Source organism: Muribaculum gordoncarteri, from assembly GCF_004803695.1.
Lineage (GTDB): Bacteria > Bacteroidota > Bacteroidia > Bacteroidales > Muribaculaceae > Muribaculum > Muribaculum gordoncarteri.
Map to the genome: position 1 here is coordinate 1846036 of NZ_CP039393.1, position 26246 is coordinate 1872281.

A 26246-nucleotide genomic window follows, 5' to 3' on the forward strand; every position below is an offset into this window, starting at 1 on the left:
TACAAAATTAAACAAAATCATGAGAATGACAGAAATATTCATTAATTTCGTAACAATAATTACCATTTACGATGTATTCACGCCAACCGTTTACCTTTGACCGTGTAGTGCGCATGATTATCTCATGCCTGGTGATATTTGCCGTGCTGTGGCTCATATATACGCTGCGTGGCGTATTGCTGCCCTTTTTCGTGGCCTGCCTCGTCGCCTACATCTTTGAGCCTTTCGTCCAGTTCAACCGCCAGCTGCTTCATCTGAAAGGCAGAGTCATAGCCATATTTGTAACCCTCTTTGAGGCTACATTCCTTTTCATTGCGTTATGTTATCTGCTCGTGCCCATGATTGTGTCGGAGATGGAACACATGGCCCATCTCCTGCGTCAATACTCCGAAACGCGCATCGACACCCCGTTTCTACCCGAAAGCGTACATGAGATAATAAAGAAGTACATCGACTTCGACTATCTGTCGCAACTGCTTGGCCGTGAGGATCGCATGAAGATGTTTGAAAGCGTCATCAGCTCCACCTGGTCGATTGTCACAAGCGGCATCAGCCTCATCATAGGCGTGCTGAGCTGGTTTATCGTCTTCCTCTATGTCATCTTCATCATGCTCGACTACGAGCGTCTTTCCAAAAGCTTCCACCGAATGGTGCCCCCGGCCTACCGCAAGACGGTGTTCCGCATCGGCAACGACATCCAGCGCTCGATGAACCACTATTTCCGCGGTCAGGCACTCATATCGTTCTGCGTGGGAGTGCTCTTCTGCGTGGGCTTCCTCATCATCGGAATGCCGCTCGCCGTAATACTCGGAATGTTCATAGGACTGCTCAACATGGTTCCCTACCTGCAGTTGATATCACTCGTCCCCACCACCCTGCTGTGCCTCGTATGTTCGGTCGATTCCGGCATCGACTTCTGGGTCATATTCTGGGAGTGCATGGCCGTTTACTGCATCGTGCAGTGCATTCAGGACTTGTTTCTTACACCCAAGATCATGGGTAAGGCAATGGGACTGAACCCAGCGATAATCCTGCTCTCGCTATCGGTGTGGGGCTCGCTGCTCGGATTCCTCGGACTCATCATAGCTCTGCCGCTCACAACCCTGCTGCTCGCTTACTACGACGAATATCTCACGGTAGTATCCCACCGGGCTGAAAAGCACGACAAGCCCGACAAAAAAACTGCCACTTAACACCTTATAAAAAAATCCGTTATGCCATAACGCTTAACGGATTTTTCGTCTATCCAGTTCCTTTCGGTATCTCGCCGCATTCTTCTGATGCGTTGCAAAGTCGCTTGCAAAATTGTGCAGTCCCGAGAAATCCTCCTTGGCACACATGTATATGTAGTTGTGAGGCTTCGACTTGAGCAATGCGTCGAGAGTACGCGCCGACGGCATCCTGATGGGTCCCGGAGGAAGTCCCGGATTCTTATAGGTATTATAGGGCGATGCCACCGCGAGGTGAGCACCCGTGATGCGACGCAGCCCGAAATCGCCCACCGCATATTTCACCGTCGGGTCGGCCTGAAGCAGCATGCCACGGTTCAATCGGTTCATATAGAGCCGCGCCACCACGCCTCGCTCCTCGGCGTTATTGGTTTCCTCCTCGGCGATTGAAGCCACTGTAGCCGCCTGCACCGGTGTCAGTCCGAGCGACTTCGCCTTAGCCCTCCGCTCGTCGTTCCAGAATCGATTGCGGTAGTCAAGCAGTCGCTTCACCACGCTTTCAGGACTTGCCGTCCAGTAAAATTCGTATGTATCGGGCAGAAACGCGGCTATATAGGTAGGCTTGGTGAATCCCGCACCGGGAAGCACCTCGTCACACGCCTTCATAAACTGCAGCGAGTCGAGTTCAAGCCTCTCGCCCACCCTCGACGCGAGTTGGTCGAGAGTGCGTATATTGTTGAATGTAAGTTTAATCGGAGTTTGTGCGCCGCGCGAAATCTTCCGTGCTATGTCGATGGCCGACATACCCGGTTCGATAAGATAAGCACCGTTTACAGCCTCCTTGCCCGAAAGCCGCATTATCTTGTCGGCCTTGGCACCCGTGTCGCCAAGACGCTGCTTAAGTTCACGTGACACATCGTCGGGCGACGCATTGCTGCCCACATACACCCACTGCTCCGACTCGCCGTCGTAACCGCGTGTATATCCGACAAAAACGGTCACGCCCACAATCGCAATCGCCGCCACCGCCGCGACTATCGATAACCATATTATACTCTTCTTACTCATATCGGATACAAAAATACGAATAAGTTAATATCCCACGAAAAAATCCCCCCATTTTCCCATCCCCGGCCCCCTCCGAAAATCCTCGCGTTAGCGAAAAAGCTGCTGATGGGTATGCAACCCACAAGGGGTAGCCTCCTGATATGCATTCCCTTCCACGGATGACGCTTCGCTCACCCGCGGTTAAACACATGTAATGCCTTCGGCATACTCCTCCACTACATTTCGCGCAAAAAATCGACTTCGGCACTTGCCGATAAACTTTTTATTCTGTAAATTTGTCTTACTTCATGAACACTTTACACCATGTCGACTCCAAATACCACAATAACACCCCAGACAATCGAGAATGACCGTCGAGTACTCGAACTCCTGTCACAAACTTTCAACGATGTCAGTTCGGCAAGCACCGAGATAATCAATCTTGAAGCCATCCTCAACCTCCCCAAAGGCACCGAACACTTCGTGGCCGACCTCCACGGCGAGCATGAGGCATTCCGTCACATCCTCAAAAACGCCTCGGGCAACATCAAGCGCAAGGTCACCGAGATATTCGGCACAACCATGCGCGAGCAGGAAATCAGGGAACTTTGCACGCTCATATACTATCCCGAGCGCAAACTTGAATACATAAAAGCATCGGAAAACGACCTCGACGACTTCTACAACATAACTCTGCACCAGCTCATCAAGGTGTGCCAAAGCGTTTCATCGAAGTACACCCGCTCAAAGGTGCGCAAGGCGCTCCCGCGAGAATTTGCCTACATCATCGAGGAGCTGCTTCACGAGTCATCGTCGGACGACAACAAGCAGCCCTACTTCAACCGCATCATCGAAACCATCATCACCACCGGTCAGGCCGACGCATTCATTGCGGCGCTATGCAACGTGATCCAGCGATTGAGCATCGACCAGCTGCACATACTCGGCGACATATTTGACCGAGGCCCCGGCGCACACATAATCATGGATACGCTGTGCGACTACGGGCAGTTTGACATCCAATGGGGCAACCACGACGCACTGTGGATGGGCGCGGCTGCCGGCAACGACTGCTGCATAGCCAATGTGCTGCGACTCTCACTGCGTTACGGCAATCTCGCCACGCTCGAGGACGGCTACGGCATCAACCTCGTGCCACTCGCAACATTCGCCATGGAAACCTACGGCGACGACCCGTGCGACTTCTTCGGCCCGCATCTCGACACCGACGACACCACCCACAACGAAAAGACCCGACGCCTCATCGCCCAGATGCACAAGGCAATCAGCATAATACAGTTCAAGCTCGAAGCCGCCCTCATCGACAAGCGCCCCGAGTGGAACATGGCCGACCGCAAGCTGCTCGAGCACATCGACTTCGACCGCAAGGTGTTTACCCTCGACGGCAAGGACTACGAGATGCGCGACATCAACTTCCCCACAGTCGACCCGGCCGACCCCTACCGCCTCACCCCCGAGGAGGAGGACCTCGTGATGAAGCTGCACCACTCATTCAAGGTGAGCGACAAGCTCAAGAAGCACGTGCAGTGCCTCTTTACCAACGGGTGCATGTATGGCATCTACAACTCCAACCTGCTCTTCCACGCGTCGATGCCGCTCAACGCCGACGGCTCGCTCAAGGAGGTCGACCTGCGCGGACAGCGTTACAAGGGCCGCGAACTCTTTCACCGCATAGGCATGATGATGCGCTCGGCCTACAACGATGACACCCCGGCCGACGAGAAAGACTTCGCCATCGACTACTACTGGTATCTGTGGTGCGGTCAGGAATCGCCGCTGTTTGACAAGTCGAAGATGGCTACATTTGAACGCTACTTCCTCACCGATAAGTCGACCCACAAGGAGGAGAAGGGCTACTACTACACACTGCGCGACAACGAGGAGGTGTGCGACAGGATTCTCGACGCATTCGGAGTGACGGGACAGCACCGACACATAATAAACGGACATGTACCCGTGCGCACCAACAAAGGTGAAACCCCTATACGCGCCAACGGCAAACTGATGGTGATCGACGGCGGATTTGCCAAAGCCTACCACAACACCACCGGAATCGCGGGCTACACGCTCGTCTACCACAGCCGCGGGTTCCAGCTCGTGCAACACGAGCCCTTCACATCGGCCGAGGAGGCCATCAAGAACGGAACCGACATCGTAAGCTCAACTCAGATTGTCGAGCTTAGCTCACAGCGCATGAGAGTGCGCGACACCGACAAGGGAAAGGAGCTGCTGGGACAGATACACGAGCTGACCGAACTCCTCTATGCCTATCGCCATGGAATCATAAAGGAGCGTGCCAAGAAACTCGGCTGAGGAGTTGTGAGTTACGCGGAATAGTATTAAATTTGTGACGGAACCTGATTTTTCAGGCTCCCCAAGTATCACATAAATGGAAAAAGTGCATCTATCATGAAATTAGGACTGACTTTTGTGTTGGCCTGCCTCTCATTGTTTCCCATTGCGACATCGGCAGCCGACAAGGCCGGGCAAACACGACCCGATACCGAAAACACCTTTGTATTGCAAAACCCCGACTATCAGAAAAGCCCCTATAGCGGAATGACGAGGGCGCATTGGCTGAAAGCCGCCGAATATCTGCTCAACGGAGCATTCGGCTACATCCACACCCTCGACGACCCTATGTACTTCCCCAAGCAGCTCCAGAAGACCTATCCCAACAACGACAACGACACCCGCACAGCCAAGCTTGAAGGATTGGCGCGAACACTCTTTGTGGCCGCTCCGCTGCTCAAGGAGAACCCCGACCTCACCCTCAACGGCATACGCGTGGCCGACTACTACCGCCATCAGCTCGTGAGCCTCTCCGACTCCACGAGCAAGCACTACATCCCCCACCGCACCGGTGGCCCGAGCCAGACACTGCTTGAACTCGGTTCGCTCGCCATATCCATGAAAGCCGCCGAGGAGGTGCTGTGGGACGCCCTGACCCAGAAGCAGAAGGACGACCTGGCAGCCACGATGCTGAGCTACGGCAACGGCCCGTCGATTGGCTCCAACTGGATGTTTTTCAACGTATTCATCATGAGCTTCATGAAGGAGCACGGATATGAGGTAAACGAAACACAATTAAAGGATTTTCTTGAAAAGCTCCTTGCCCGATACCGTGGCGAGGGATGGTACAACGACGCTCCGGCCTACGACTACTACAGCATGTGGGCCTATCAGAGCTACGGCCCGCTGTGGGCTGTGATGTGGGGCGACAAGCAATATCCCGAACTGGCCCGCCGGTTCCTCGCCAACCAAAACGACATGATCGACAACTATCCCTATATGTTCAACCGCGACGGACGCATGAACATGTGGGGACGCAGCATCTGCTACCGTTTTGCCGCCGTGACCCCGCTGCCGCTGATCGAATACGGCAAGCACGAAGGAGTCAACTACGGATGGCTGCGACGCATAGCATCGTCGACACTGCTGCAGTTCATGCAACACCCCGAGTTCCTTGAAAACGGAGTGCCTACGATGGGCTTCTACGGCCCCTTTGCCCCGGCGGTGCAGATCTACTCGTGCCGAGGCAGCGTCTACTGGTGTGGCAAGGCATTCCTCGGCCTGCTGCTCCCAGAGGATTCGGAGTACTGGTCGGCAGTGGAAAACAACGGCCCGTGGGAAAGCGACCTGCTTCCAGGAAAGGTCTACCACAAGTTCCAGCCTGCTACCAATCTGCTCATAACCGACTATCCCAACTCGGGAGCATCGGAAATGCGCTCATGGTGCCATGAAACGGTAGCAGCCGACTGGCAGAAGTTCCGCAGCTCCGAGAACTACAACAAGCTCGCCTACAACACTGAATTTCCCTGGATGGCCGACGGTGACAACGGCGAGGTGTCGATGAACTATGCCACCAAAAACCGCGACAACCGCTGGGAAGTATTGAGGCTCTACACGTTCCGCAGCTTCGACGACGATGTGTACCGCCGTGACGCGGTGCTTGAAACCGACACGACAGTACGCTATCAGTTGGCCGACATATCGCTCCCCGACGGCATCCTGCGCATCGACAAGGTGTCGACAGGCAATCCCACCCAAGTGCGCCTCGGCAACTACTCGCTGCCTCAGCTCGACGGCGACATAAAGGAGATGACTCGCACACTCGACAAGGGCTACACGGCCAGCATCATCGACAACGGCGACTATCAGCTCGCAACCGTTGCCCTTAAAGGATGGAAGAACGGCGTTAAGGTTCAGCGTCCCAAGGGTCTGCACCCCGTCAGCTCAATATGTGCGGTACCCGTGACCGAAGCCGATGTCAACGACAGCGACATATTCGTGACCCTGCACCTGTGGAAGAAGAGCGACAACGCGTTCACCGACAAGGAGCTGCGTCCCGTAAAATCGGTAAAAATATCCAAGGACCGCAAACAGGTCACCGTAAAGCTCGCCGACGGCCGCACCAAAACCGTCAACTTCAACTAACACTCCCCCGGGCCATGTGGCAATATGTATGTTGCAGCATGGCCCGGACGATATTATGCAACCCACAAATCCCCGCGTTAGCGCCAAAGCTGCAGAACAGCTTAATAACGTTAGGCCCGCGCAAGGCCGCCGTTAGGCGTCAGTCCCGTGTATCCTTTTGCCGCATCATTTTAGAGAGTATGTGCAAATTGAAAGCCTTTCATCAAAACGCACCGCAGATTGTTGCTTTTTTATCAACAAATATATAACTTCGCAATCCGAATATATAGGGATACTCAGTTAATTGCCAACTAATTGTTTGCCAAAGTCGTAGATATTTTGTAACTTTACAATGAACCCCCGATGGACCCATCACGGGCTTATTCGGGGGTAATTCTTAAAATAATTGTACGTGAAGTTACGAAAAATATCCGAGATTACGGCCACGTTGCCGTTTACCGAGTTCGATTTCATGCAAAAATATCGCGAGAGTTTTGCCGTAAGCGAGCTCGGGCGCATCCATGCGCAATTGCCATTGAAAGAACTGGCAGAGAAAATCCGTTCGCATTTTCCCAAAACGCATCCTCAGGGCAACACTCCGATGTTCCCGCCGGAGGGAGAGGTGGCGCTGATGTTTCTCAAGCCATATACCGGACAGTCGGATGACGGCCTGATCGAGATGCTCAACGGCAGTATACACATACAGATGTTCTGCGGGGTGCTCATAGATCCGGCCAACCCCATAAAGAACGGCAAGATAGTCAGTGCTATCCGTCAGCGTATAGCCGGAGCTCTTGATATCAAAGAACTACAGAAATTGCTGTATGACAAGTGGGGCGGTTTGTTAAAAGACAAGAACCTGTGCCTGACCGACGCCACCTGTTACGAGAGCCATCTGCGATTCCCGACAGATGTAAAGCTGTTGTGGGAATGCTGCGAGTGGATTCAATCACTTATAAAAAAGACCTGCAAGGCGTTGAAGGAACGGTTGCCACGCAACAAGTATCGTGATATTGACCGCGACAGACTCACCTATGCCAAGCATCGCAAGCACACCAGGGCGGCAACCGCCAAACTCCGCCGTCGATTGCTCGGCCTGCTTTCCAAACAGATAGGTCAATGGAACAGAATCTGCAAGATACACACCGTTGACATCACGCTCACCGCAGAGCAAAGCAAGCGTCTCAGTGCATTAAAAGAGGTGTATCGCCAGCAGAGCGCACTTGCTCAGAAAAAGGAGGTGAAACACCGTATCGTCAGCATAGACCGTCCGTACATCCGTCCTATTGTCAGAGGCAAGGAGAACAAGCGAGTGGAGTTCGGAGTCAAGGTCAACAACATCCAGATTGACGGAATTTCATTCATCGAACACCATTCCTTCGAAGCCTTCAACGAGGGCGTGAGATTACAGGAGTGTATTGAATATCAACAGGAACTGACCGGTATCAAAGTGACCAGGGTAGGGGCAGACACCATCTATGCCAACAACGACAACCGGCGGTATTGCACCGAAAACGGCATGACGACCTGTTTTGTCCGCAAAGGCCCGAAGCCCAAGGATGAAGATGCTGACATAAGCACAGCCCGACGAATAATCGGGACACTGCGCTCTACCGCCATGGAGGGCAGTTTCGGTAATCAGAAACAACACTACAGCGTTGGCCGGATAGCGGCACGCAACTCCCGCAGCGAAACCCTGCTGCTCTTTTTCGGCATCCACATGGCAAACGCCGCAACACTTGCCGCCCGACAACTCGCCATCGAAGAAAAAGAGAAGCAGTTACAAAAACAGCGAGCGTGAAAAATCATACTGTCATCTCATCTCCGAAGCACATCGGAGGCGAATCAGTGTATCCCTATTTGTCCGAAATGTCATATTTTATCGCCGAGAATTGAAAATTTGCCCTCATAATCAAAACAGCACCGCCATAGGGCGACCACGCTCCATTTTCAGCTTGATAAATCAAGCCATTAACTGAATATCCCTACGTAGCTGTGCGTCGCATCAACCCCTATGTATATAGCGAGGTGAAGAAAGTCGACCTCAACACCGACCTTCCTTACAATGACCTTGTGACACTCGACCGCGTCGGCAAAACCGACTTCAAATACCATGTCGAATTCCCTGAAGGAGTCACATCGATGAAACATGTTGTAATCAAAAAAACCGACTACGAGGCGATTAAAAACATCCTTGCCATGTTTGGCACCGTGACTTATGAAACATATCTGAAAGTATTTGGACATCCTCTAAGCGAATCCACCGATATCGAACATGACAAATTTGCCGAATACGGCTTCAGTGAGGATATCCACATCCACTCCGGCACCGAGTTCATACTCATGGCCGGCGTCCCCTTGGAAGACGGAAACATCGATCCGGAACAGTTCCAGGTCATTGAATTCTGCACACGTCCTGCCGGACTGTGCCCCTACGACATTAAAGTGTCAATCGAATCCACATCCACAACAGCCACGATAAGCCTGACCCCCGATCCTGAAATCACCGACTATCGAGTGTTCGTTGACAAAAAAAGCGAATTCGATTACTGGCGCCGCGAGGGTGAAGCACAGGTGCGTTCAGTTGTCATAGGCCACTGGGACGACTCAACCAATCCCGTACCCCGTGCACAAACCGGCAATGTAGTTCTCAATCCGACAGGTCTGGTGCCCAACACCGACTATGTCGTAGGCATTGTAGGTTTTGACAGCGAACGTCATGAATGTGTGAAATACATCGACTTCCGCACAGGTGAACCCGTCGGACCGAAGCCTCAGATTGCCATCGAGGCAAAACCGGAAGAAGTCACCGCGCCCTGGAAATCGGCAGCATATAATGTCAAGATACAGAATGCCGTTTCAGCAGTCTACGGATACTTCCTCAAGAGCCAGATTGACGAAGTGCTCGCAAACGGAGCCGAAATATCGGCCGTAATACAAAACAACGGAATAACGGCATCGGAAGAACAGCTTGCCGAAATGCTGACATCGGAAGGCATAACCTTTGAAACATCCGACCTCAGCGCCAATACTCAATACATTTTCGGCGTATATGCTATCAACGATGAATACGTAAGCACAGCCGAATATGTAACATTCACAACCGACATGCTGCCCCAGATCGGAGGTGAAACTCGAAACAACATGCCAGGACGCTACACCGCATCGACAACCGATGTCAACGGCAACACAGTGACATTCCCCGTAACTATAACAACCGGTGTAGATGATGCCACCACGGCTGAATACGCTCTTGCCAACCGTCTTGTAGCACTCGGATTCGGCCCTGAAAGCCAGTTCCCCTACACATCACTGTCCGACATGATAGCAGCCGGCCATACCGCCGAAGAAGCCGCTGATCTCTACGGCCCGAAATGGTTTATCGAATTCCGCGAAGACGGCATCGTAGTTCCCAAGCCCGACAATCTCAGCTGGACCATGGGTAACTTCGGAACCGATGACAACTCTTACTTCTGGGCTGTAGGTATCCGCCCGTCGACCGGACGCGACATGGACAACCTGTACGACTTCCCTATTGAAGTATCGGCCGATGGCAACACCGTGACAGTCAAGGGATATTACAACGAAAACATTCCGGCCTATTACTATCCCACAATGTGTACGGCAGCATCGTCATGGTGGTTCAACGACATACAGTTCCGCTGCTATTCAGAACTTGTGCTGACACGCGACACATCCACTTCGGCCTATCTGCACCGCGGCGCTGTCAAAGCTCCCAAAACGGTAGTAATCAATTCGTTTGACCGCTCGGTGAAAGAAAGCCGCCAAAGAGCCGCTGACCTCATGAAAAAATAACACCCAATTTGAATAAAAAAATATGACTAACCATAAATATTTCAAAACAATACTCCTGTCGGCAGCAATCGTCACTATGGGATTCTGCTTCACAGCCTGTGATGACGACGACCCCATACTACCCGGCACCGGCATAGAAACGGCACAATGGTCGGCCGTAAACGATGCCGATCTCAAAGGTCAGACTCTGATCTACGAATTCGAAGCGCCCGCATCATGGACGGCATTAAGCAATGAAGAATGGTGTGAGGTGCTCACACCTTCCGGATATCAGGGAAAAAGCTCGCTTCGCATGAAAGTCGAGCCAAATGACGGCAAGCTCGGACGCTCGGCCGAAGTCAGCGTTCAGATCGACGGATATGCCGAACCTTGTGTGCTGATTATACGCCAGGGTGAAGGCGTGGTTGAAAAGGGCGAAGGCCGCTTCCGCGACATCAATCAGTGGACACTCGACATTATGTCGGACTATTATCTCTGGAACGAGAACATTCCCGACATACTCCTCGACCACAGCTTAGACTACGACCTGTTCCTCGCTCAAATCCTTGACGGTGTTGCTGAGAACGATGATGCAAACCACGATGACGGTCTATGGGACAACGGCGAGCGTGTAAGCTACTACTCCAATATCCAGAGCAACGCGCCACTTTCGCGTGCCACAGGTGAATCTTACAACGATGCCGGTCTTGCTATTCAGGCCACCATACTCGGGCCCAACGATGATGACCCCTGCGGTTTCACCGTGATGTTCGTCACCCCGGGAACCGCTGCCGAAGAAGCCGGCGTGCATCGTGGCGACTTCATCACCAAGGTCAACAACATCCCGGTGACTCAGAACAACTATAGTCAGCTCGGCAACTCGCTGCTCAACGGCAACGTGACCGTCGATCTCAACTCCGTTAAGTTCAACAACGGCGTAGCCACAATCACCAACCGCGTTCCCTCGGTTATGATCGCCAAATCATCCTATATCGATCCGGCCATCTACAAATCGACAGTCGTAACCGCTGCCAACGGCAAGAAAATAGGCTATCTGCTCTACATGAACTTCCACATGGACTACGACTCTCAGTTGCTTCAAGTATTCAACCAGTTCAAAGCCGAAGGCATTGATGAGCTTGTAATCGACCTTCGCTACAACAACGGCGGCCACGTATTGTCAAGCACCGTACTTGGTACTCTTGTAGCAGGTCAATCCCATCAGGGACAGACCTATCTGCGCACAACCTACAATTCGGCCCGAACAGCAGCCGGCGAGGTGGGTGTCTACAACATTGGAGAAGCCGCAAACCCCGAGACAGCAAACGGCTACGATAAGATATCTCAGGCAATCGACAGCTCGCTCGATCTCAAACGCGTATATGTGATCGGAACCCGGATTACTGCATCAGCCAGCGAACTGCTCATAAACGGTTTGCGCGGTCTTGACATCGATGTACGACTCGTCGGCACCACCACCCAAGGAAAGAACTGCGGAATGGAAGGATGGCAGAAACGCGCAGGCAACTATACGTTTACGCTTTATCCAATTACATTCTATTGTGAGAATGCCAAAGGTTTCCGTGACTACGCCGAAGGATTCAAGCCCGACTTTGAATATGATGACACAAACATCTATCCGGGCGATTTCGGAACAATGGAAGATCAACTCTCGGGAATCGCTCTGACATGGGCTGCTACCGGCAACAAGCCATCGTTTGAATCAACCGGCTCACGTGCATCAACAGGCATATACGTGCTCAAGCCGACAAATGAAATGAAATCACAATTCACCCGCAACATGGGAGGATCTCGCACAATTGTAAAGGCAATGTAAACCCGAGTTCACAATCAATAAATAACGGAAAGGCGTCGCAATCGCGACGCCTTTTCTATTGAATCTAATCTGCGCAAGGACAATTATGCGGCAGGGAGCGTGAAGGTGAATCTGAGGCCTCCGCCGGGAGCGTTCTCTACTGTGATGTCGCCGCCCATTGCAGTGATGATTCGGTGGACGAGAGGCAATCCGAGCCCCGCGCCTCCATTTTTGCGTGCGCGTCCCGTGTCGACACGATAAAACAGGTCAAACAGCCGGGCAAGATGCACATCATCAACCCCGCATCCGTCGTCGACAAACTCAAACCGATGCATACCCTCGTTCTCGCCCGTCCAACGCAACGACATGCGCGTTCCGCCCGAGTATTGCGCGGCATTGTAAATCAGGTTAAGCAATGCGTTGTTCAGTAGCGATTCATGGCCCTTTACACGGCAATCCTCGGGAATGTCGCAGATGAAGGTCATATTGTCGGCTATGTGGCCTTGTGCTATATCCTCGGCAAGCTGAGCCGTCATGTTGTGGAAGTCGAGGTTGCCGCACTCTATTGCCCCACCCTCCTGCAGACGCATGACCATGCTCACATCACTCACCAGATTGGCCAGGCGGTCGGTATTCTGCTGGGCGCGCATAAGGAACTTACGCTTCAACTCATCGGGCATATTTTCATCGGCCAACACCGTGTCAAGATAACCCTTGATGATTCCCACGGGGGTGTTCAGCTCATGGCTTACATTCATCCCTATCTGTCGCTCATGGTGCATCTTTTCACGTTCGGCATGAATCTTATCGCGGTATAAGGTCAAGAGCTTGCGGGAAACATCGCCGAGTTCGTCATCGGAGAACTCCCACGTGTCAGCGTCATCGGGAAGTTGGTCGGTGGAGATGGCCTGCGCAAGATTGCGAAGCGCATAGACATTCTTGCACACAACTCTGACTCCCCAGTAGGCCAACGCCGACGACAATATACCAAGTATTATCACCACTATCCACACCATAGGGTCGATGCTGAGGAAGTCGATAACCTCACCCTTATAAGGCAATGCCGCAAAGGAGCGCACCTGCCCGTCAGCACTCCTTTTTGTGCTGACCATTAGCTTGTTGCCATCGATCGACAAATCGCTTACCGACGCATTAGCGCCGCCACCGCCAAGCCGCTTAAATTCAGGCAGCATATTTCCGGCAGCATCATATACCAAAATCGTAGCTTCAGGATTATCGGCAATCATCACTCCCTTATTGTCGTAAACCGTGATACGCAGCGGGTCGAGCGTGGTGTTTCCGGTAAAGAGCTGAATGAAATCGACCGTCTTCTGCATATCGGCACCTTTCTCGTAAGCCTCGATCACCGTGTTGTTCACATTCACCAGGCGATTCTCAAGATTGTACTTCAAGCGCTGCTTCTCATGTATGACAAAGTATGTGATTGTTATGCCTATGATAAGCCATAACAACCCCACAAGCGGGAAGAAAAGCTTCCTATGAAGTCGTAAAATATTATTATTTGCCATTAATATTACTCAAAACAGTCAAAGATGGACAACCTAATGTCACTCCGACCGCATTCACATCATCTGAAATAATGACAACCGACACCCCTATAATGTTCACATTACCGCTCATTGCAACATCCTATTTCAAGAAAAAATTACGCTTCGCGACATTATGGGGTGAAATCGGGCGTTTCCACCTATTATCTTTGCCGAAAAAGATAATACCATGGAAAACAACGAAACCAAGAAAAAAGAGAGGGTCTACAAGCTGAAGTTTGACCAACTTTGGATCGATGCCATCAATCAGATACCGGTGTACTATCATAGTGAGATTTATTATTGGCTTGACTACTATCAGAATCACAACCACAGCGATTTGATAGGCACTATCAAGGACGACCTTGTGCGCTCGCTGTTCATGCTCATCTACCCCACAATCAAGCGTCGCCGCATAGCCCGCAATCGTCAACGCAAGTCACGCGAAATCAAGAAGGCTGCCCGACTCGCGGAATCCACACAGCCACAGGAATCCCCACAACAGCAACAGCCCGCTCAACCGAAAAAGGCTGAGGCAAAGACCATGCCAGAGGCAGCAGTTAAGCCGACAGCAACAACTCAGCCGACAGCAACTCAGCCATCCGAAGCTGCCGCCAAGCCGCAACCCGCCCCCTCAAAACAGGAGAGCCGAGGCTCTACAGCCCCGGCTCCCATAGACAGCGCATATCATCGCCTTCAAAATATCTTGGGAACAAATGAGCTTAACTATGAAGTCATCGCGGAAAGAGAATCTTATAATCGCGCTTGGCCGCCTCGCGGGTCCACTCTTCGGGAATGAAACGCCACTGGTTGAGCTTGCGCGGATTAACTTTGCCCTGCTTCTTTATGTAGTCGGTGAGGTAGTGTCGCAGGTCAAGGTCGGTAGCAAACACGATGCGCTCGGTCAACTTGTCGTGAGGAATGCCGGCACCCTTTGTAAGCAATTCACCGCCGCCGTTTCCGCGATAAGAGTTCAGTGCCACGCGATAGGTGCGGGCGGGGTCAAACTCCTTGCCGTCGGCCATGCTCTTTATCGTAACCTTCTCGCCCTTGGGCTTTCTCACATCCACCTCATAGATGATACCCGCCGCCGAGTCAAAGTTATAGCTCGGATTCTTAAGTGTAGAGCGGCTCTCATCACCCTGGGTAGGCTCCTCCTTGAAAAGGAGCAGATGGTCGGATGGCGAAGTCATCGTTTTGCTCCACAGCGAGTAAGCTTCCTCAAGGTAGTCCTTGACCTCCTGCCCGGTAAGCTCCATGACATAGAGCATGTTTTCGTACTTGTAGAGATTGAACATGTCGCTCACCGTTATAGGGCCGGCATCGATAGTGGCATCGTAGGAGAGCGGAGCGGCAAACGAGATGTCGGCTCCCGTTATTCCAAGCTGAAGCTCATGAATAAGATCGACAAACTCCGACGGGCCGAAGTAGGCGTCGCGCGTGGTGATGCTGCTTGTGAATTCGCCGATGGGTGTGTCGACATACTCCTTGATGACAGCCATGTCGGGAGCAAACTTGGCCATGAAGTCGGCATCGGGCTCATAGTCCGACATGTGTCGAAGCTCACCGTCGATGTGCTTGTCGATTATTCGTCCGTCGTCGTCACGCTTGAAGGTCATCGTTATGTCGGTAAGCACGACACCGTTGTTGGCAGGATTCATCACCAGCACCGTATCGCCCTCGACATTCACCACCTTCTTGTTTTCGCGGCGATGGTCATGCCCCATAAGCACTACATCAAATCCGGGCACGCGCTCGGCTATCTCAAGCGAAGGATTCTCGCGATATTTCACCAGAGTGTTGCCGCGCTGTCCTGCATGGAACACACCCACTATCACATCGGGATTCTCGCGCTCCTTGATTATCGGAATCCACTTGCGGGCAGTGGCCTCCATGTCGTCAAACCGCAGCCCCTTCCACAGCACTTCGGGCAGCCATGCGGGTATGGCCGGAGTGAGCAGTCCGAGAATAGCCACCTTCACCCCGTCGTGCTCCACAACCTTATAGGGAGTGAATGCCGGCTCGCCGGTGGCAGTGTCAATGATATTGGCACCCAACACTGGCATGTCGCACTGTCGGCTCCAGCGCTCAAGCACCTTGCGTCCGGTTTCGACATCGTGGTTGCCGACATTGCCGGCATCGTAGCGCATGAAGTTCATCATTCGCGATGCCACGTGGGGAGTCACCGTGTCAACAAAGTTGTAGTAGTACACAGTGGGCTGTCCCTGGAGAATATCGCCGTTGTCGAGCAAAATCACATTGTCGCCATAGCGCTGTCGCGCCTCCTTTACGGCTCCGTAGACACGCGCAAGGCTTCCTGCCGAAGGTTGTCGGGTTATGAAGTTGTAGGGGAAGAAGTTTCCGTGTATGTCGCTTGTCTGAAGCAGTTTTATAGTAGTCATGGAGGATGCGTTAAGAGATAGTCCCATAACAGCCGTCAAGGCGGAGAAAAGGGTCAGTATTCGTTTCATAGTTAAATAACAATTTATATGCAAAGATACGAATAAGTCGAGAGCAATGCCAAATTTATTTGGGCATTGCCGAGCGTGAGTATCTAAGAAGTATTCAAATATACGAATAAGTCGAGAGCAATGCCAAATTTATTTGGGCATTGCCGAGCGTGAGTATCTAATAAATATAAATACTCCCCGATTCATAAAATTATGCCGGGGAGTATCGTATCAATGATTATATGCGTTACGGGGTTATTTCTTGAACAGCCTGAACAGCTCGCCCACCCAGAGTACAAGTGATGTAACGACGATTATTATCACCCAGTCGACAACCTTGAGAGGAGTCACATTGAACATCTCGCCGCCGAAAGTGACGATAAGAATCTGTCCGATGAGAATAACCAACGCTATGAAATCAAATTCGGAACAGCCCTTGAGGTTGAACGCCGAACCGTGGCTCTCGAAAGCCCTCGCATTGAACATGTTCCAGAACTGGAGGAACACGAAGATGGTGAAGAAGAGGCTCAGCTCGTAGGGAGTCATCTCCGATGAAGAGGGATCGAGATGCAGCGACAGGAGGTCGGTGAGGCAAGTGATATCGGCATGATGGAAGATGTAGAGAAGTCCCAGCAGCAGGACGAAGAACAATCCGCCCATACCGATTATGTCGTAGCGCATCGGCCGGTTTATGATAAAGGCATTACGGTCGCGGGGCTTGTCCTTCATGACACGCTCCGACGGCGGCAACGATGCAAGAGCCATGGCGGCAAAGGTGTCCATAATCAAGTTGACCCAAAGCATCTGAGTCACGGTAAGCGGCGACTCGGTACCCATGAACGCGCCACAGAGCACAATGAGGCAGGCCACGACATTTACCGTCATCTGGAACAGGATGAAACGCTGTATGTTGTGGTAGAGCGAGCGACCCCACATCACGGCCCTTCCGATGCTTGCAAAAGAGTTGTCGACAATTGTTATGTCGCTGGCCTCCTTGGCCACCGAGGTGCCGTCGCCCATCGACAGTCCCACCTGTGCGGCCTTTAGGGCCGGAGCGTCGTTGGTGCCGTCGCCGGTCACAGCCACCACCTCGTTACGCTTCTGCAACGTTTCGACAAGTCGCTTCTTGTCGAGCGGGCGCGCGCGCGATATAACCTTAAGATCCTTTACGCGATCATATAGCGCCTTATCGTCGAGCGCGGCAAATTCGGGTCCGGTGATTATGTTGCGGTCGCCGTCGCCCTCCTTCCACAATCCTATCTGGCGGGCAATCTCCTTGGCCGTATTGGGAGTGTCGCCGGTCACTATCTTGATGGCGATACCTGCGTCAAGGCACTCCTGAACGGCATCGGGCACATCGGCGCGCACGGGGTCGGATATGGCCACAACACCCATAAAGGTGAGATTGTCAGCTACAAGATTTCCGTCGGCGATTGCCTCCTGACCGGGTTCGACAATCTGGTAAGCGAATCCGAGAGTACGCATGGCCTGATTCTGATAGCCGAGCAGCAGATTGTCGATCGCCGCCTTGTCGACACCACCCTCGGTGTTGCGGCAGAGCGAGTAGACAATCTCGGGAGCGCCCTTGACATATAGGATCGTCTTTCCCGGAAGCACACCCGACTTCACCTCCGAGGCCATGTATTTGCGCTCGGTGGTAAAGGGTATCTCATCGACGCGCTCCACGCCCTCGCGCAGCGTCCTGTAGTCGACTCCGTTGTTGCGGAGCCACAGAATCAACGCACCCTCGGTGGGATTGCCAAGCACCGACGGCTTGTCGGGATTGGAGAGGTCGAGCAACGCCGTCGAGTTAACGGCTATTCCCTCCTCCACGAGGCGGCTCATCACGCTGTCGTCAAGCCGCTGTTCAGGCAGCCCGAAAAAGTCGGTGCGGTATATGCGCATCTGGTTTTCGGTCAGAGTGCCGGTCTTGTCGGTACATATAACGGTGGTCGCGCCCATCGTTTCGCAGGCGTGCATCTTGCGCACGAGGTTGTTGGTCTTCAGCATTCGCCTCATGCTGTAGGCAAGGCTCAGCGTCACGGCCATGGGCAATCCTTCGGGAATCGACACCACAAGCAGTGTGACGGCAATCATTATCGTCTGCAGGAAGAACGTGACAAATCTAAGCCAGTCAAACTCCACCATGTTGATGAAGAAGAGCGACAACCGTCCAATGATAATCAAGGCCGCGATGCCGAGGCTTACTCGCGTTATGAGAGTGCCGAGCCTGTCGAGCTGCTCATTGAGCGGGGTCTTTACACTGTCGTCGATTTGTGCCGCCTCAAACACTTTTCCGTTCTCGGTGTGGTCGCCCACAGCCTTTACCTCATACATTCCATGCCCTTCCATGACCTTGGTACCGCGCATAACCCAATCGGTAGGGAAAGTGGCATCCTTGTCAAAGAGAGCCGGGTCGGTCGACTTGGCGCACACGGGCTCACCCGTCAGCGACGACTCGTCGACCTGGAGCGAAACAGCCTCGATCAACTCTCCGTCGGCGGGAATCTCCTCACCGGTGGTAATGATAACTATATCACCCACAACGATGTCCTTCTTGGGCACCTGAGTAGTGTTGCCGTTGCGAATCACCTGGACGGGCTCATCGTCATTAACCTGGTTGAGGATTGCAAACTCCTTGTCGGCCCTTGCTTCAAAGTAGAAGGCAAGCCCGGTGGCAAGGAATATGGCGATGAAAATGCCAAGCGGCTCAAAGAACACCGTAGCGTCGGTATCGGGCAATGCGTAATACTCGTAGCACGCAATGCCTATCGAGAGCGCACCGGCAACAAGAAGGATTATTATCAACGGGTCCTTGAATTTCTCGAGAAATCGCATGAACATCGATCTCTTTTTGGGCGGAGTAAGTACATTTACACCATGCTCACGCCTGCTTTCCAGAACCTGAGCATCGGTCAAGCCATCATAATGACGAGATTGTGACATAGATATTACCTGAATTTAATTTTTTTTATATCAACAACTAATCCGATGATAAAGTTAGAAGTTATAGGAAACACCGATCGAAGGCACAAATGCGTGAACCTTGTAATCGGCGGTAAAGGTCTTGTTTACTGGTAATCCGAGATTGGGCATGCTCGCAGCAAGCAGGTCGGTGTACGGGCATGAAGCGTTATCCTTACCAAGGCCGGCCACATAGAGCATCGACAGGTCGATCGACACGTTCTTGATAGGACGGAACGACAGTCCCAAGGTAGGCTCAAGCTTGGTCATGCCCGGAGTTTCGGGGTTGTAGTAAGATATATTCACAGGAGTTGTGTCGACAATAAATCCGGCACGGATGTCAAAGCGATTGGTCAGGGCATACTGTGCGCCGAGGCGGAAAGCCCACGAGTTGCGGTAATCCTTGGTGAGATGCTGATTGTAAGGGGTGAGCTGATCGCTGAGGAAATTTATCTCAAGGCTCTTGTAGGTGCTCCAGCCTGTGAACTGCGCATCGAAAGCGAGAGTGAGCGCCTCAATGGGCTTGTAGCTTACACCGAATGTAAGTACCGAGGGCATAGGCATTTCGGCCGAGAAGTTGGCTTCGTTGAGCACGTTCAGAGTCGACGACAGCACAGCGCTGGCAACATCGTTGGCATAGGTTACCGCCGCATCGCCCGACTTCACCCTCATTGTCATGCGTGAGCGATAGTTGACGCCTACCGTCCACTGCTCGTTGATGTCATACATGGCGCCGACATTGAATCCGAGAGCAATATTGGCCGTTCCCTTGAGATTGACCGACGCGGGAGTGGTGGAGCCGAAGCGATAGTCATTGCCCAATGCTCCGAGCACAAGGTCGAGAGTCGAAGGCGACACAAGTCCCTTGTTAAGGTCGACCGTTCCCCACGACACCATCAATCCGGCACCCACCGAGAGTCCCGGCACGATTTCCCAAGCCACAGTGGGCTGGATGGTGTAGGTGGCGAGGTTTACCGACTGATTCAGCACGGCACCGGGCCAGTTGGTACTCCAGTCGATGCTGCTGCCATAGGGGGTGTACATGCTCACTCCGGCCTTAAGATTGTCGTAGATGCTGAATGCGGCGCCCACATTCATGGGGGTGCTCACCTTGTTGTTGGTTTCATATTCCTTACCGTCAATTGTAGCTGTGGCGGTTGCAGCGACACCGTTGACACTTGCAGTCAAGTCGAGCGACTTATCCATGAACGCCATTCCGGCAGGGTTGAAATACATACTTTCGGCTCCAAGCTTGAGTGCAACACCGGTATGGGCCATTCCGCCCTGACGGGCACTCAAGGTGTTGACCTGATAGCCTTCGGCCATAACTGTAAGCGAAACGGCCAGAGCCATCGAGGCCAAAATCAATTTCTTCATAAACTTGAAATTTTTTGTTTTTACTTTAATCGTCAATAGATAGAATTTCGCATCCAATGCGAATACAGCCGACAAAGTTAGACATTTAAATCCATTTAATCGTCCTAAACTGAACATTTTATCAGAAAAACAGAACAATCGGATCAAAACAGATCAATTATTGTCCACTTAAAGCACAGAATGGTATTGGCGCGATATGAAACTTCGTGGAGGGAAGCTAATTGCCTATATATAAATCGGGTTCAATAATGTTAGTATCTATTGTATACAACCCGATGCTCCAATAGTAGGGCGATGCTTCCGGCAAAACGATTACGCTGTCCTTCATGCCAGCATATTTTATAACATCGTCACTATGAAAAAAACACAAGAAAAGTCGCACGGATTAGGAGCGACTAAAAACTAAACCCCGAGGTTTGTCATAAGACAGGGACACTCGGGGGATTCCTTTGCAAAGTTAAAAATAATTTCGTAAACGGTCAACTTATGAACGCACCACAAGTGAACAGTGAAATTGAATCAGGAAGATGCTCAGTATCAATCCCTGCGAATATGGTAAAGGTTTTTTTGGCCAAATCTTGAAACCAATAAAGGTACAAAAATGAGAAAATGAGCTTTGAAATGCTGATTTATGCCTGTCAACGAGGACTCTTTGCGGGATTTGTATTATCTTTATAGATGCTAAAAAATTTTACAAAAACAACATACTTACTTTGATGAAATTTGGACAATTATTTGCAGTTGCGGGATGCACGGCTCTTTTGGGGGCTTGTTCAAACTCGTCGCTGCTGCCCGGACAAGATGGGACCCTGAGCCGGCTTGATGTTGAAGACATGGGCATAGCGGTGGCAGCCGACAGCCAGCGCGAATATTCTTTTACTGACAAAAAGGCCTCGTTCTGGTATGGCATGACGCACACCGACAACTGGGACGACTGGCACGCGGGCTGGAATATAGCTAAACGACGACTGCTGAGCGACTATACTGTCGGCGTTGACGGCGACACGCTGTCAAGGCGCGAGGCCGAGGTAACGGTCTATCCCTATAAAATTGACCGTGTATATACGAAGGCCCGCGAGAATTTCTATATGTTTGACCGTGTGGAGCTGCTCTATGTTGAACTATCGGATGTGAAGGGCGATTCGGTGTGGATAGAGCTGTCACCAAGGCTTATTTCGGCCGGCAAACAGGGCGCGGCAGGAATTGAATTCGTGCCAAAAGAATCGGCCGGAGGTGTTATCACCCTACAGCCGTTCAAAGATGTGGCCTATCGATGGAACGGCACCCGACTGATGGCGCCTGCCGATGCCGGCGGCTTCATCATTTCATATACGGAAGACGGCAGTGCCGCGCAGGTTGCCGCACTCTTTCGCCGCGACCACGAGAAAATGCTCCGTGAGCGCATCGACCGAATGAACGCCTTGGTGGAGAAGTCCAACCCTCTCTCTTCGGACAATGATACGCTCGACAAAGCCATGGCCTGGATCGTCCTCACCACCGACGAGCTTGTCACCTGCCAGCAGGGCAACGGCATTTATGCCGGCTTGCCATGGTTCAACGAGTACTGGGGCCGCGACATGTTCATAACAATGCCGGGGGCTGTCTTTTGCACCGGACAGTGGGAAACGGCGCGAAGCATATTCAGCGATTTTGCAAAGTTTCAGGACCGAAATCCCGAATCGGAAACCCTCGGTCGCATTCCCAACCGTGCCAACCTCGAAGGCATAATCTACAATACGGCCGACGGTACGCCGCGTTTTGTAACGGATGTGTACGAATATATGCAATATACCGGCGACACTACATACCTCGCCTCTATCTACCCGGCTATCGAACTGAGTATCAACAGCGTGATTGAACATGGAACCGATGCCGACGGATTTCTCGTTCATGCCGATGCCGACACATGGATGGATGCCAAACGACAGGGAAAGTATCCCTGCTCGCCACGTGGCAACCGTGCTGTCGACATTCAGGCGTTGTGGTACGAGCAGTTGCGCAGCGGGGCCAAGATGGCTCGCATCATGGGACATGACGATGAGAGCCGCCGTTGGGACCTTGCCGCCGATTCGCTCTTAGCAACGTTCAACCGCATGTTTGTCAACACGGCCGACACATTGGTCTACGACCATCTCAATGCCGACGGAACACCCGACCTTCAGTACCGCCCCAATATGCTCTATGCCCTTGACATGGTGGCCGACACGGCAGTTGTTATGAAGGCGACACGCGATGCATGGCGGAGGCTCGTATATCCGTGGGGTGTGGCATCGCTCGACCAAAACGATCCTCAGTTCCATCCCTACCATGAGAACTGGCATCACTATCACAAGGACGATGCCTACCATAACGGCACGGTGTGGCTGTGGAACAACGGCATGGCCATGCAGCGCATGATAGAGGCCGGACAGCAGGACATTGCATGGCAACTCTTTGAAAACATGAACCGTCAGGCTCTCTATGAAGGCGCTGTGGGAAGCCTGTCGGAGAACGCCGACGCATGGCCCCGCAAGGGAGCGCAGTGGGCACGGCGTTCCGGCACTTTCCTCCAGGCATGGAGCAATGCCGAGCAAATCAGAGTATGGTACCAGGGTTTTCTGGGCATACGCCCCGCCCTTCTCGACGGCTGCATCACGCTTGCACCGCGCATACCTTCGGCTCTGAACACATTGCGCTACAGCGAGCTGATTGGTAACGGATCGCTCCTCGGAGCCTTCGAGCGCACCGCCGACTGCCGCATCTATGAATACCGATTGTCGGGCATAGCGTCGCGTCTGAAATTTGACATCGAAGATTTTGCCACCTTCGACCTCGCCGTGACCGATGGCTCAACAGTGCGTGTGAAAGTGACAGATAGCGAACTGACAGCAAGCGTAACCGACCGCGACGGAAAGACGACATCCAAAATCGCCATAGCACCCGACCCGGCCAAAGCGGCACGCCAACAAGCCATGAACCGCTACTTCGAGGGAACCCACTTTGCCGTGCCATCAATGAAGGAAAACCTACCGTCGCTCAGCCGCTACTTCGACCCGCCCCTCGACTACTCCAGCATTGAGTAAATCGTAGGCTGATTCCACTTTGCCTTCTATCAATTCTCTAATAATACCGACCTTCTGCGACATTGCCAACCTCCTTGAGTGTATGGCGATGTTTTATTTTATCAAAGAACTAAAGCAGAACCTTATCCCTGCGGAGGTTACTCAGGCACAGGCAAGTATAATCTACGCCAATGAAGCCGATGTGCTGAATGTAGCGATGTTTGGTGTAACGGCAAAGCACGTGGAATGTCTGATGAGCTTTTGTCTAAGATATAGAGCCCCGAAATAAAAAAGTTGTGTCCGCGATGCAATGTTTTTTGCATTTTCGGTATTTATTAAGTAGTGAACAATTAAAACTTAAAAAGAATGAATAATAAAAGCTTTCTCGGAATGCTGCTCATTGCATTCCTTGCCGTGGCAGGTTTAACGGCATGCAGTGATGACGGTGATAATTTGACAAGTATTGCCGGAACTGAATGGTATGGTAGCCATGTTGTTTCTACGACTACCAATGAGGGTGTGAAAAAAGTACATACCGCAATTTTAGGATTTATATTTTCCGAAGATGGAACAAGTTGTACTGTCGAAACGGGAATCGAAACACTTGTGTCAGCTAACCGGGTTACCAAATATGTAAATTACTCCCCCTTGACACACTCCGTAACTTTGACTGAATCTCCTAATTCGTCCACAATAGAATATTATGGCGTAATCGAAGGTGAATCTATGCAGGTACAGCGTTGTGTGGACGGCAAACTATCAGATGAAGTTATAAAACTGGAAAAAATAAAATGATGAAGAAGGTAGGGAAGGTAACCGATTATAAGGAATACAGGCTTACAGTGGCTTCTGTAAAACTCCCCGGTATATTAACATCAAATGGCAGCAATGTGCTTGCAGATGTAATGGAATATTTGACTAAATATTAATAGCTGATAGATGTTTTTATGATTTAAGATAGAGTGCAAACAAGCACGAAATTTCGAGGGAATACGCTGTATGTCAGCGAAAATGTGTAGCTTTGCGTATTGGCATATACGCCATATCAGAAACAATGGCAAAGATTACAGTTCAAAATACCGAAATAACAATTATCGCCGTCAATGGGGATGATTATATTTCGTTGACCGATTTGGCACGGCATAAAAGCGATGAACCTAATGCCGTGATTGCAAACTGGTTGCGAAACCGCAACACAATAGAGTATTTAGGAATTTGGGAACAGCTTTACAATCCGAATTTTAAACCCACCGAATTCGAGGGGTTTAGACGACAGGCCGGGCTGAACGCATTTACGCTCTCACCAAAGAAATGGACGGATGCGACAAATGCCATTGGTATAATCGCTAAATCAGGGCGTTATGGAGGAACGTATGCACATAAAGATATTGCATTGAAGTTCGCAAGCTGGATTTCTGTTGAGTTTGAACTCTACATCGTCAAGGAATTTCAGCGGTTGAAGACGGAGGAACAGCGGTTGTTGGGTTGGTCGGCGAAACGTGAGCTGTCGAAAATCAACTACCGCATACACACTGATGCCATAAAGCAGAACCTTGTCCCTGCGGAGGTTACTCCGGCACAGGCAAGTATCATCTACGCCAATGAAGCCGATGTGCTGAATGTGGCGATGTTTGGTGTAACGGCAAAGCAATGGCGAGAAGCCAATCCCGACCTCAAAGGCAACATACGCGATTACGCCACAATCAACGAACTTATCTGCCTGTCAAATATGGAGAACCTCAATGCGGTTTTCATCGAGCAGGGCATGACGCAGAGCGAGCGACTTGTAAAACTGAACCAAATAGCCATTCATCAGATGAGCGTGTTGGAAAGCAGCGACAACGATAGAAAACTATTGAAATAATTGTGTATGGATAACCACAATAAGATTATTATACAAGTGGCGAATAATGTATTTTCGCCTATGGGATTTTTCCAGAAAGGAAAATCGAGGACTTGGTTGTATGATTGTGGCTATTGCTTTGTTCAAGTTGAATTTCAGCCATCTGCATATTCTCGTGGCTCATTCTGTAATGTCGGAATAGCTTTCCTATTTGAATATTTTGGAGGCTTAAATGAAACTCTTGGGTTTGATTATGGATGTAAGCGAATAACGATAAACAATACCCAGTTTGTAGAATATAACAATGATGATGAAATATTTGAAAAACAAATATTTCAATTAGCTCAATACGCCCTTAAATATGCGAAAGTTCTAATGGGATTTAAGTCGCCTAAATATGCTAATCGCTGTATGTCAAAATTGATTTTCCAAAAAAGGCTGAAAGAAATGCTCGGAAAATGGAATGGCCCGATATTCGATTATTATAATGCAGCAATGATTAAGTTTTTATTAGGAGAACTGAATAGCGGAAGAAGATTGATAGAGAAACTTAATAGCCTAAAATTGGAAAGCCCTTTCAAAGAGTGGGCAGAGCATAGTTATTCAGAATTTTGTGATGATGAGTTAACCGCAGAACAAGCAAGAAATAAAGTGTGCTCAATGGTTAATAGACAGCACAATTATTTTAAGCAAAAAGGGGCATTCAGAAAAATGCCTGATATAAATTTCCTATGAAATCATTTTGTTAGCGACTCTCTGA

Annotated in this window: 17 protein-coding genes and 1 pseudogene; 13 read left to right on the plus strand and 5 right to left on the minus strand. The window is 51.1% G+C overall.

The genetic code is table 11. From position 1 onward, the window contains the following. The first annotated feature begins 71 nt into the window (after positions 1-71). A complete protein-coding gene (locus E7746_RS08195; protein ID WP_136410501.1) occupies positions 72-1193 on the plus strand; it encodes an AI-2E family transporter in 1122 nt (373 codons plus the stop codon). Positions 1194-1226: 33 nt separating this feature from the next. Here the strand turns inward: E7746_RS08195 and mltG are convergent, their stop codons facing one another. Continuing rightward, on the minus strand, positions 1227-2237 hold the full coding sequence (mltG, locus tag E7746_RS08200) for an endolytic transglycosylase MltG (RefSeq protein ID WP_136410502.1): 1011 nt from the start codon (positions 2235-2237) through the stop codon (positions 1227-1229). Positions 2238-2540: 303 nt separating this feature from the next. Between mltG and E7746_RS08205 the strand changes: the two genes are divergently transcribed. The 5 genes from E7746_RS08205 to E7746_RS08225 all read left to right on the plus strand — a co-directional run bounded on the left by E7746_RS08205 (position 2541) and on the right by E7746_RS08225 (position 12285). Next, complete coding sequence (locus E7746_RS08205) at positions 2541-4550, plus strand: fructose-1,6-bisphosphatase (RefSeq protein WP_136410504.1); 2010 nt, start codon at positions 2541-2543, stop codon at positions 4548-4550. Positions 4551-4646: 96 nt separating this feature from the next. After that, entirely contained in the window at positions 4647-6674 is a 2028-nt protein-coding gene (locus E7746_RS08210) for a DUF2264 domain-containing protein (RefSeq protein WP_136410505.1), read from the plus strand. 391 nt (positions 6675-7065) lie between these two features. After that, positions 7066-8454 carry a DDE transposase gene (locus tag E7746_RS08215; protein WP_136409462.1) on the plus strand — a complete coding sequence of 463 codons (1389 nt, stop codon included), beginning with the start codon at positions 7066-7068 and terminating at the stop codon, positions 8452-8454. 194 nt (positions 8455-8648) lie between these two features. After that, positions 8649-10469, plus strand: a complete 1821-nt coding sequence (locus tag E7746_RS08220; protein ID WP_136410507.1) for a hypothetical protein — start codon at positions 8649-8651, stop codon at positions 10467-10469. A 22-nt stretch (positions 10470-10491) separates the two neighbouring features. Continuing rightward, the gene (locus E7746_RS08225) at positions 10492-12285 is read left to right on the plus strand and encodes a S41 family peptidase (protein ID WP_136410509.1); all 1794 of its coding nucleotides are present in this window, start codon (positions 10492-10494) and stop codon (positions 12283-12285) included. A gap of 83 nt (positions 12286-12368) precedes the next feature. Here the strand turns inward: E7746_RS08225 and E7746_RS08230 are convergent, their stop codons facing one another. Continuing rightward, positions 12369-13793: an ATP-binding protein gene (locus E7746_RS08230; protein WP_136410511.1), complete on the minus strand. Its 1425-nt coding sequence runs from the start codon at positions 13791-13793 to the stop codon at positions 12369-12371. Between the two features lie 208 nt (positions 13794-14001). Here E7746_RS08230 and E7746_RS08235 point away from each other — a divergent pair, with 208 nt between their 5' ends. Continuing rightward, the gene (locus E7746_RS08235; protein WP_136410513.1) at positions 14002-14610 is read left to right on the plus strand and encodes a hypothetical protein; all 609 of its coding nucleotides are present in this window, start codon (positions 14002-14004) and stop codon (positions 14608-14610) included. Here E7746_RS08235 and E7746_RS08240 read toward each other — a convergent pair. The 3 genes from E7746_RS08240 to E7746_RS08250 all read right to left on the minus strand — a co-directional run bounded on the left by E7746_RS08240 (position 14546) and on the right by E7746_RS08250 (position 20602). Further along, positions 14546-16282, minus strand: coding sequence for a bifunctional metallophosphatase/5'-nucleotidase (locus tag E7746_RS08240; protein WP_136410515.1), 1737 nt, complete (start codon positions 16280-16282; stop codon positions 14546-14548). The genes E7746_RS08235 and E7746_RS08240 overlap by 65 nt on opposite strands. A gap of 234 nt (positions 16283-16516) precedes the next feature. Further along, positions 16517-19207: a calcium-translocating P-type ATPase, PMCA-type gene (locus tag E7746_RS08245; RefSeq protein WP_136410516.1), complete on the minus strand. Its 2691-nt coding sequence runs from the start codon at positions 19205-19207 to the stop codon at positions 16517-16519. Between the two features lie 54 nt (positions 19208-19261). After that, positions 19262-20602, minus strand: coding sequence for an OmpP1/FadL family transporter (locus E7746_RS08250; protein WP_168184340.1), 1341 nt, complete (start codon positions 20600-20602; stop codon positions 19262-19264). Positions 20603-21318: 716 nt separating this feature from the next. Between E7746_RS08250 and E7746_RS08255 the strand changes: the two genes are divergently transcribed. From E7746_RS08255 to E7746_RS08275, 6 genes and pseudogenes are all read left to right on the plus strand, one after another. Beyond that, positions 21319-23664 carry an amylo-alpha-1,6-glucosidase gene (locus tag E7746_RS08255; RefSeq protein WP_136410518.1) on the plus strand — a complete coding sequence of 782 codons (2346 nt, stop codon included), beginning with the start codon at positions 21319-21321 and terminating at the stop codon, positions 23662-23664. Positions 23665-23773: 109 nt separating this feature from the next. Next, a pseudogene (locus tag E7746_RS15270) lies at positions 23774-23881 on the plus strand (KilA-N domain-containing protein); the annotation flags it as partial. Between the two features lie 128 nt (positions 23882-24009). Then, a complete protein-coding gene (locus E7746_RS08265) occupies positions 24010-24438 on the plus strand; it encodes a hypothetical protein (RefSeq protein WP_136410519.1) in 429 nt (142 codons plus the stop codon). Further along, complete coding sequence (locus E7746_RS15115; RefSeq protein WP_168184261.1) at positions 24435-24572, plus strand: hypothetical protein; 138 nt, start codon at positions 24435-24437, stop codon at positions 24570-24572. Before E7746_RS08265 ends, E7746_RS15115 begins: the two co-directional genes overlap by 4 nt. Before the next feature lie 125 nt (positions 24573-24697). Continuing rightward, entirely contained in the window at positions 24698-25507 is an 810-nt protein-coding gene (locus E7746_RS08270) for a KilA-N domain-containing protein (RefSeq protein ID WP_135947666.1), read from the plus strand. 6 nt (positions 25508-25513) lie between these two features. Then, positions 25514-26221 carry a hypothetical protein gene (locus E7746_RS08275; protein WP_136410520.1) on the plus strand — a complete coding sequence of 236 codons (708 nt, stop codon included), beginning with the start codon at positions 25514-25516 and terminating at the stop codon, positions 26219-26221. Positions 26222-26246: the final 25 nt, after the last annotated feature.

Bases quoted from the DNA above. Each gene is read 5' to 3' on its own strand.
- E7746_RS08195 (WP_136410501.1), top strand. From the start codon at position 72: ATGTATTCACGCCAACCGTTTACCTTTGACCGTGTAGTGCGCATGATT.
- mltG (WP_136410502.1), bottom strand. From the start codon at position 2,237: ATGAGTAAGAAGAGTATAATATGGTTATCGATAGTCGCGGCGGTGGCG.
- E7746_RS08205 (WP_136410504.1), top strand. From the start codon at position 2,541: ATGTCGACTCCAAATACCACAATAACACCCCAGACAATCGAGAATGAC.
- E7746_RS08210 (WP_136410505.1), top strand. From the start codon at position 4,647: ATGAAATTAGGACTGACTTTTGTGTTGGCCTGCCTCTCATTGTTTCCC.
- E7746_RS08225 (WP_136410509.1), top strand. From the start codon at position 10,492: ATGACTAACCATAAATATTTCAAAACAATACTCCTGTCGGCAGCAATC.
- E7746_RS08230 (WP_136410511.1), bottom strand. From the start codon at position 13,793: ATGGCAAATAATAATATTTTACGACTTCATAGGAAGCTTTTCTTCCCG.
- E7746_RS08235 (WP_136410513.1), top strand. From the start codon at position 14,002: ATGGAAAACAACGAAACCAAGAAAAAAGAGAGGGTCTACAAGCTGAAG.
- E7746_RS08240 (WP_136410515.1), bottom strand. From the start codon at position 16,282: ATGAAACGAATACTGACCCTTTTCTCCGCCTTGACGGCTGTTATGGGA.
- E7746_RS08245 (WP_136410516.1), bottom strand. From the start codon at position 19,207: ATGTCACAATCTCGTCATTATGATGGCTTGACCGATGCTCAGGTTCTG.
- E7746_RS08250 (WP_168184340.1), bottom strand. From the start codon at position 20,602: ATGAAGAAATTGATTTTGGCCTCGATGGCTCTGGCCGTTTCGCTTACA.
- E7746_RS08255 (WP_136410518.1), top strand. From the start codon at position 21,319: ATGAAATTTGGACAATTATTTGCAGTTGCGGGATGCACGGCTCTTTTG.
- E7746_RS08265 (WP_136410519.1), top strand. From the start codon at position 24,010: ATGAATAATAAAAGCTTTCTCGGAATGCTGCTCATTGCATTCCTTGCC.
- E7746_RS15115 (WP_168184261.1), top strand. From the start codon at position 24,435: ATGATGAAGAAGGTAGGGAAGGTAACCGATTATAAGGAATACAGGCTT.
- E7746_RS08270 (WP_135947666.1), top strand. From the start codon at position 24,698: ATGGCAAAGATTACAGTTCAAAATACCGAAATAACAATTATCGCCGTC.
- E7746_RS08275 (WP_136410520.1), top strand. From the start codon at position 25,514: ATGGATAACCACAATAAGATTATTATACAAGTGGCGAATAATGTATTT.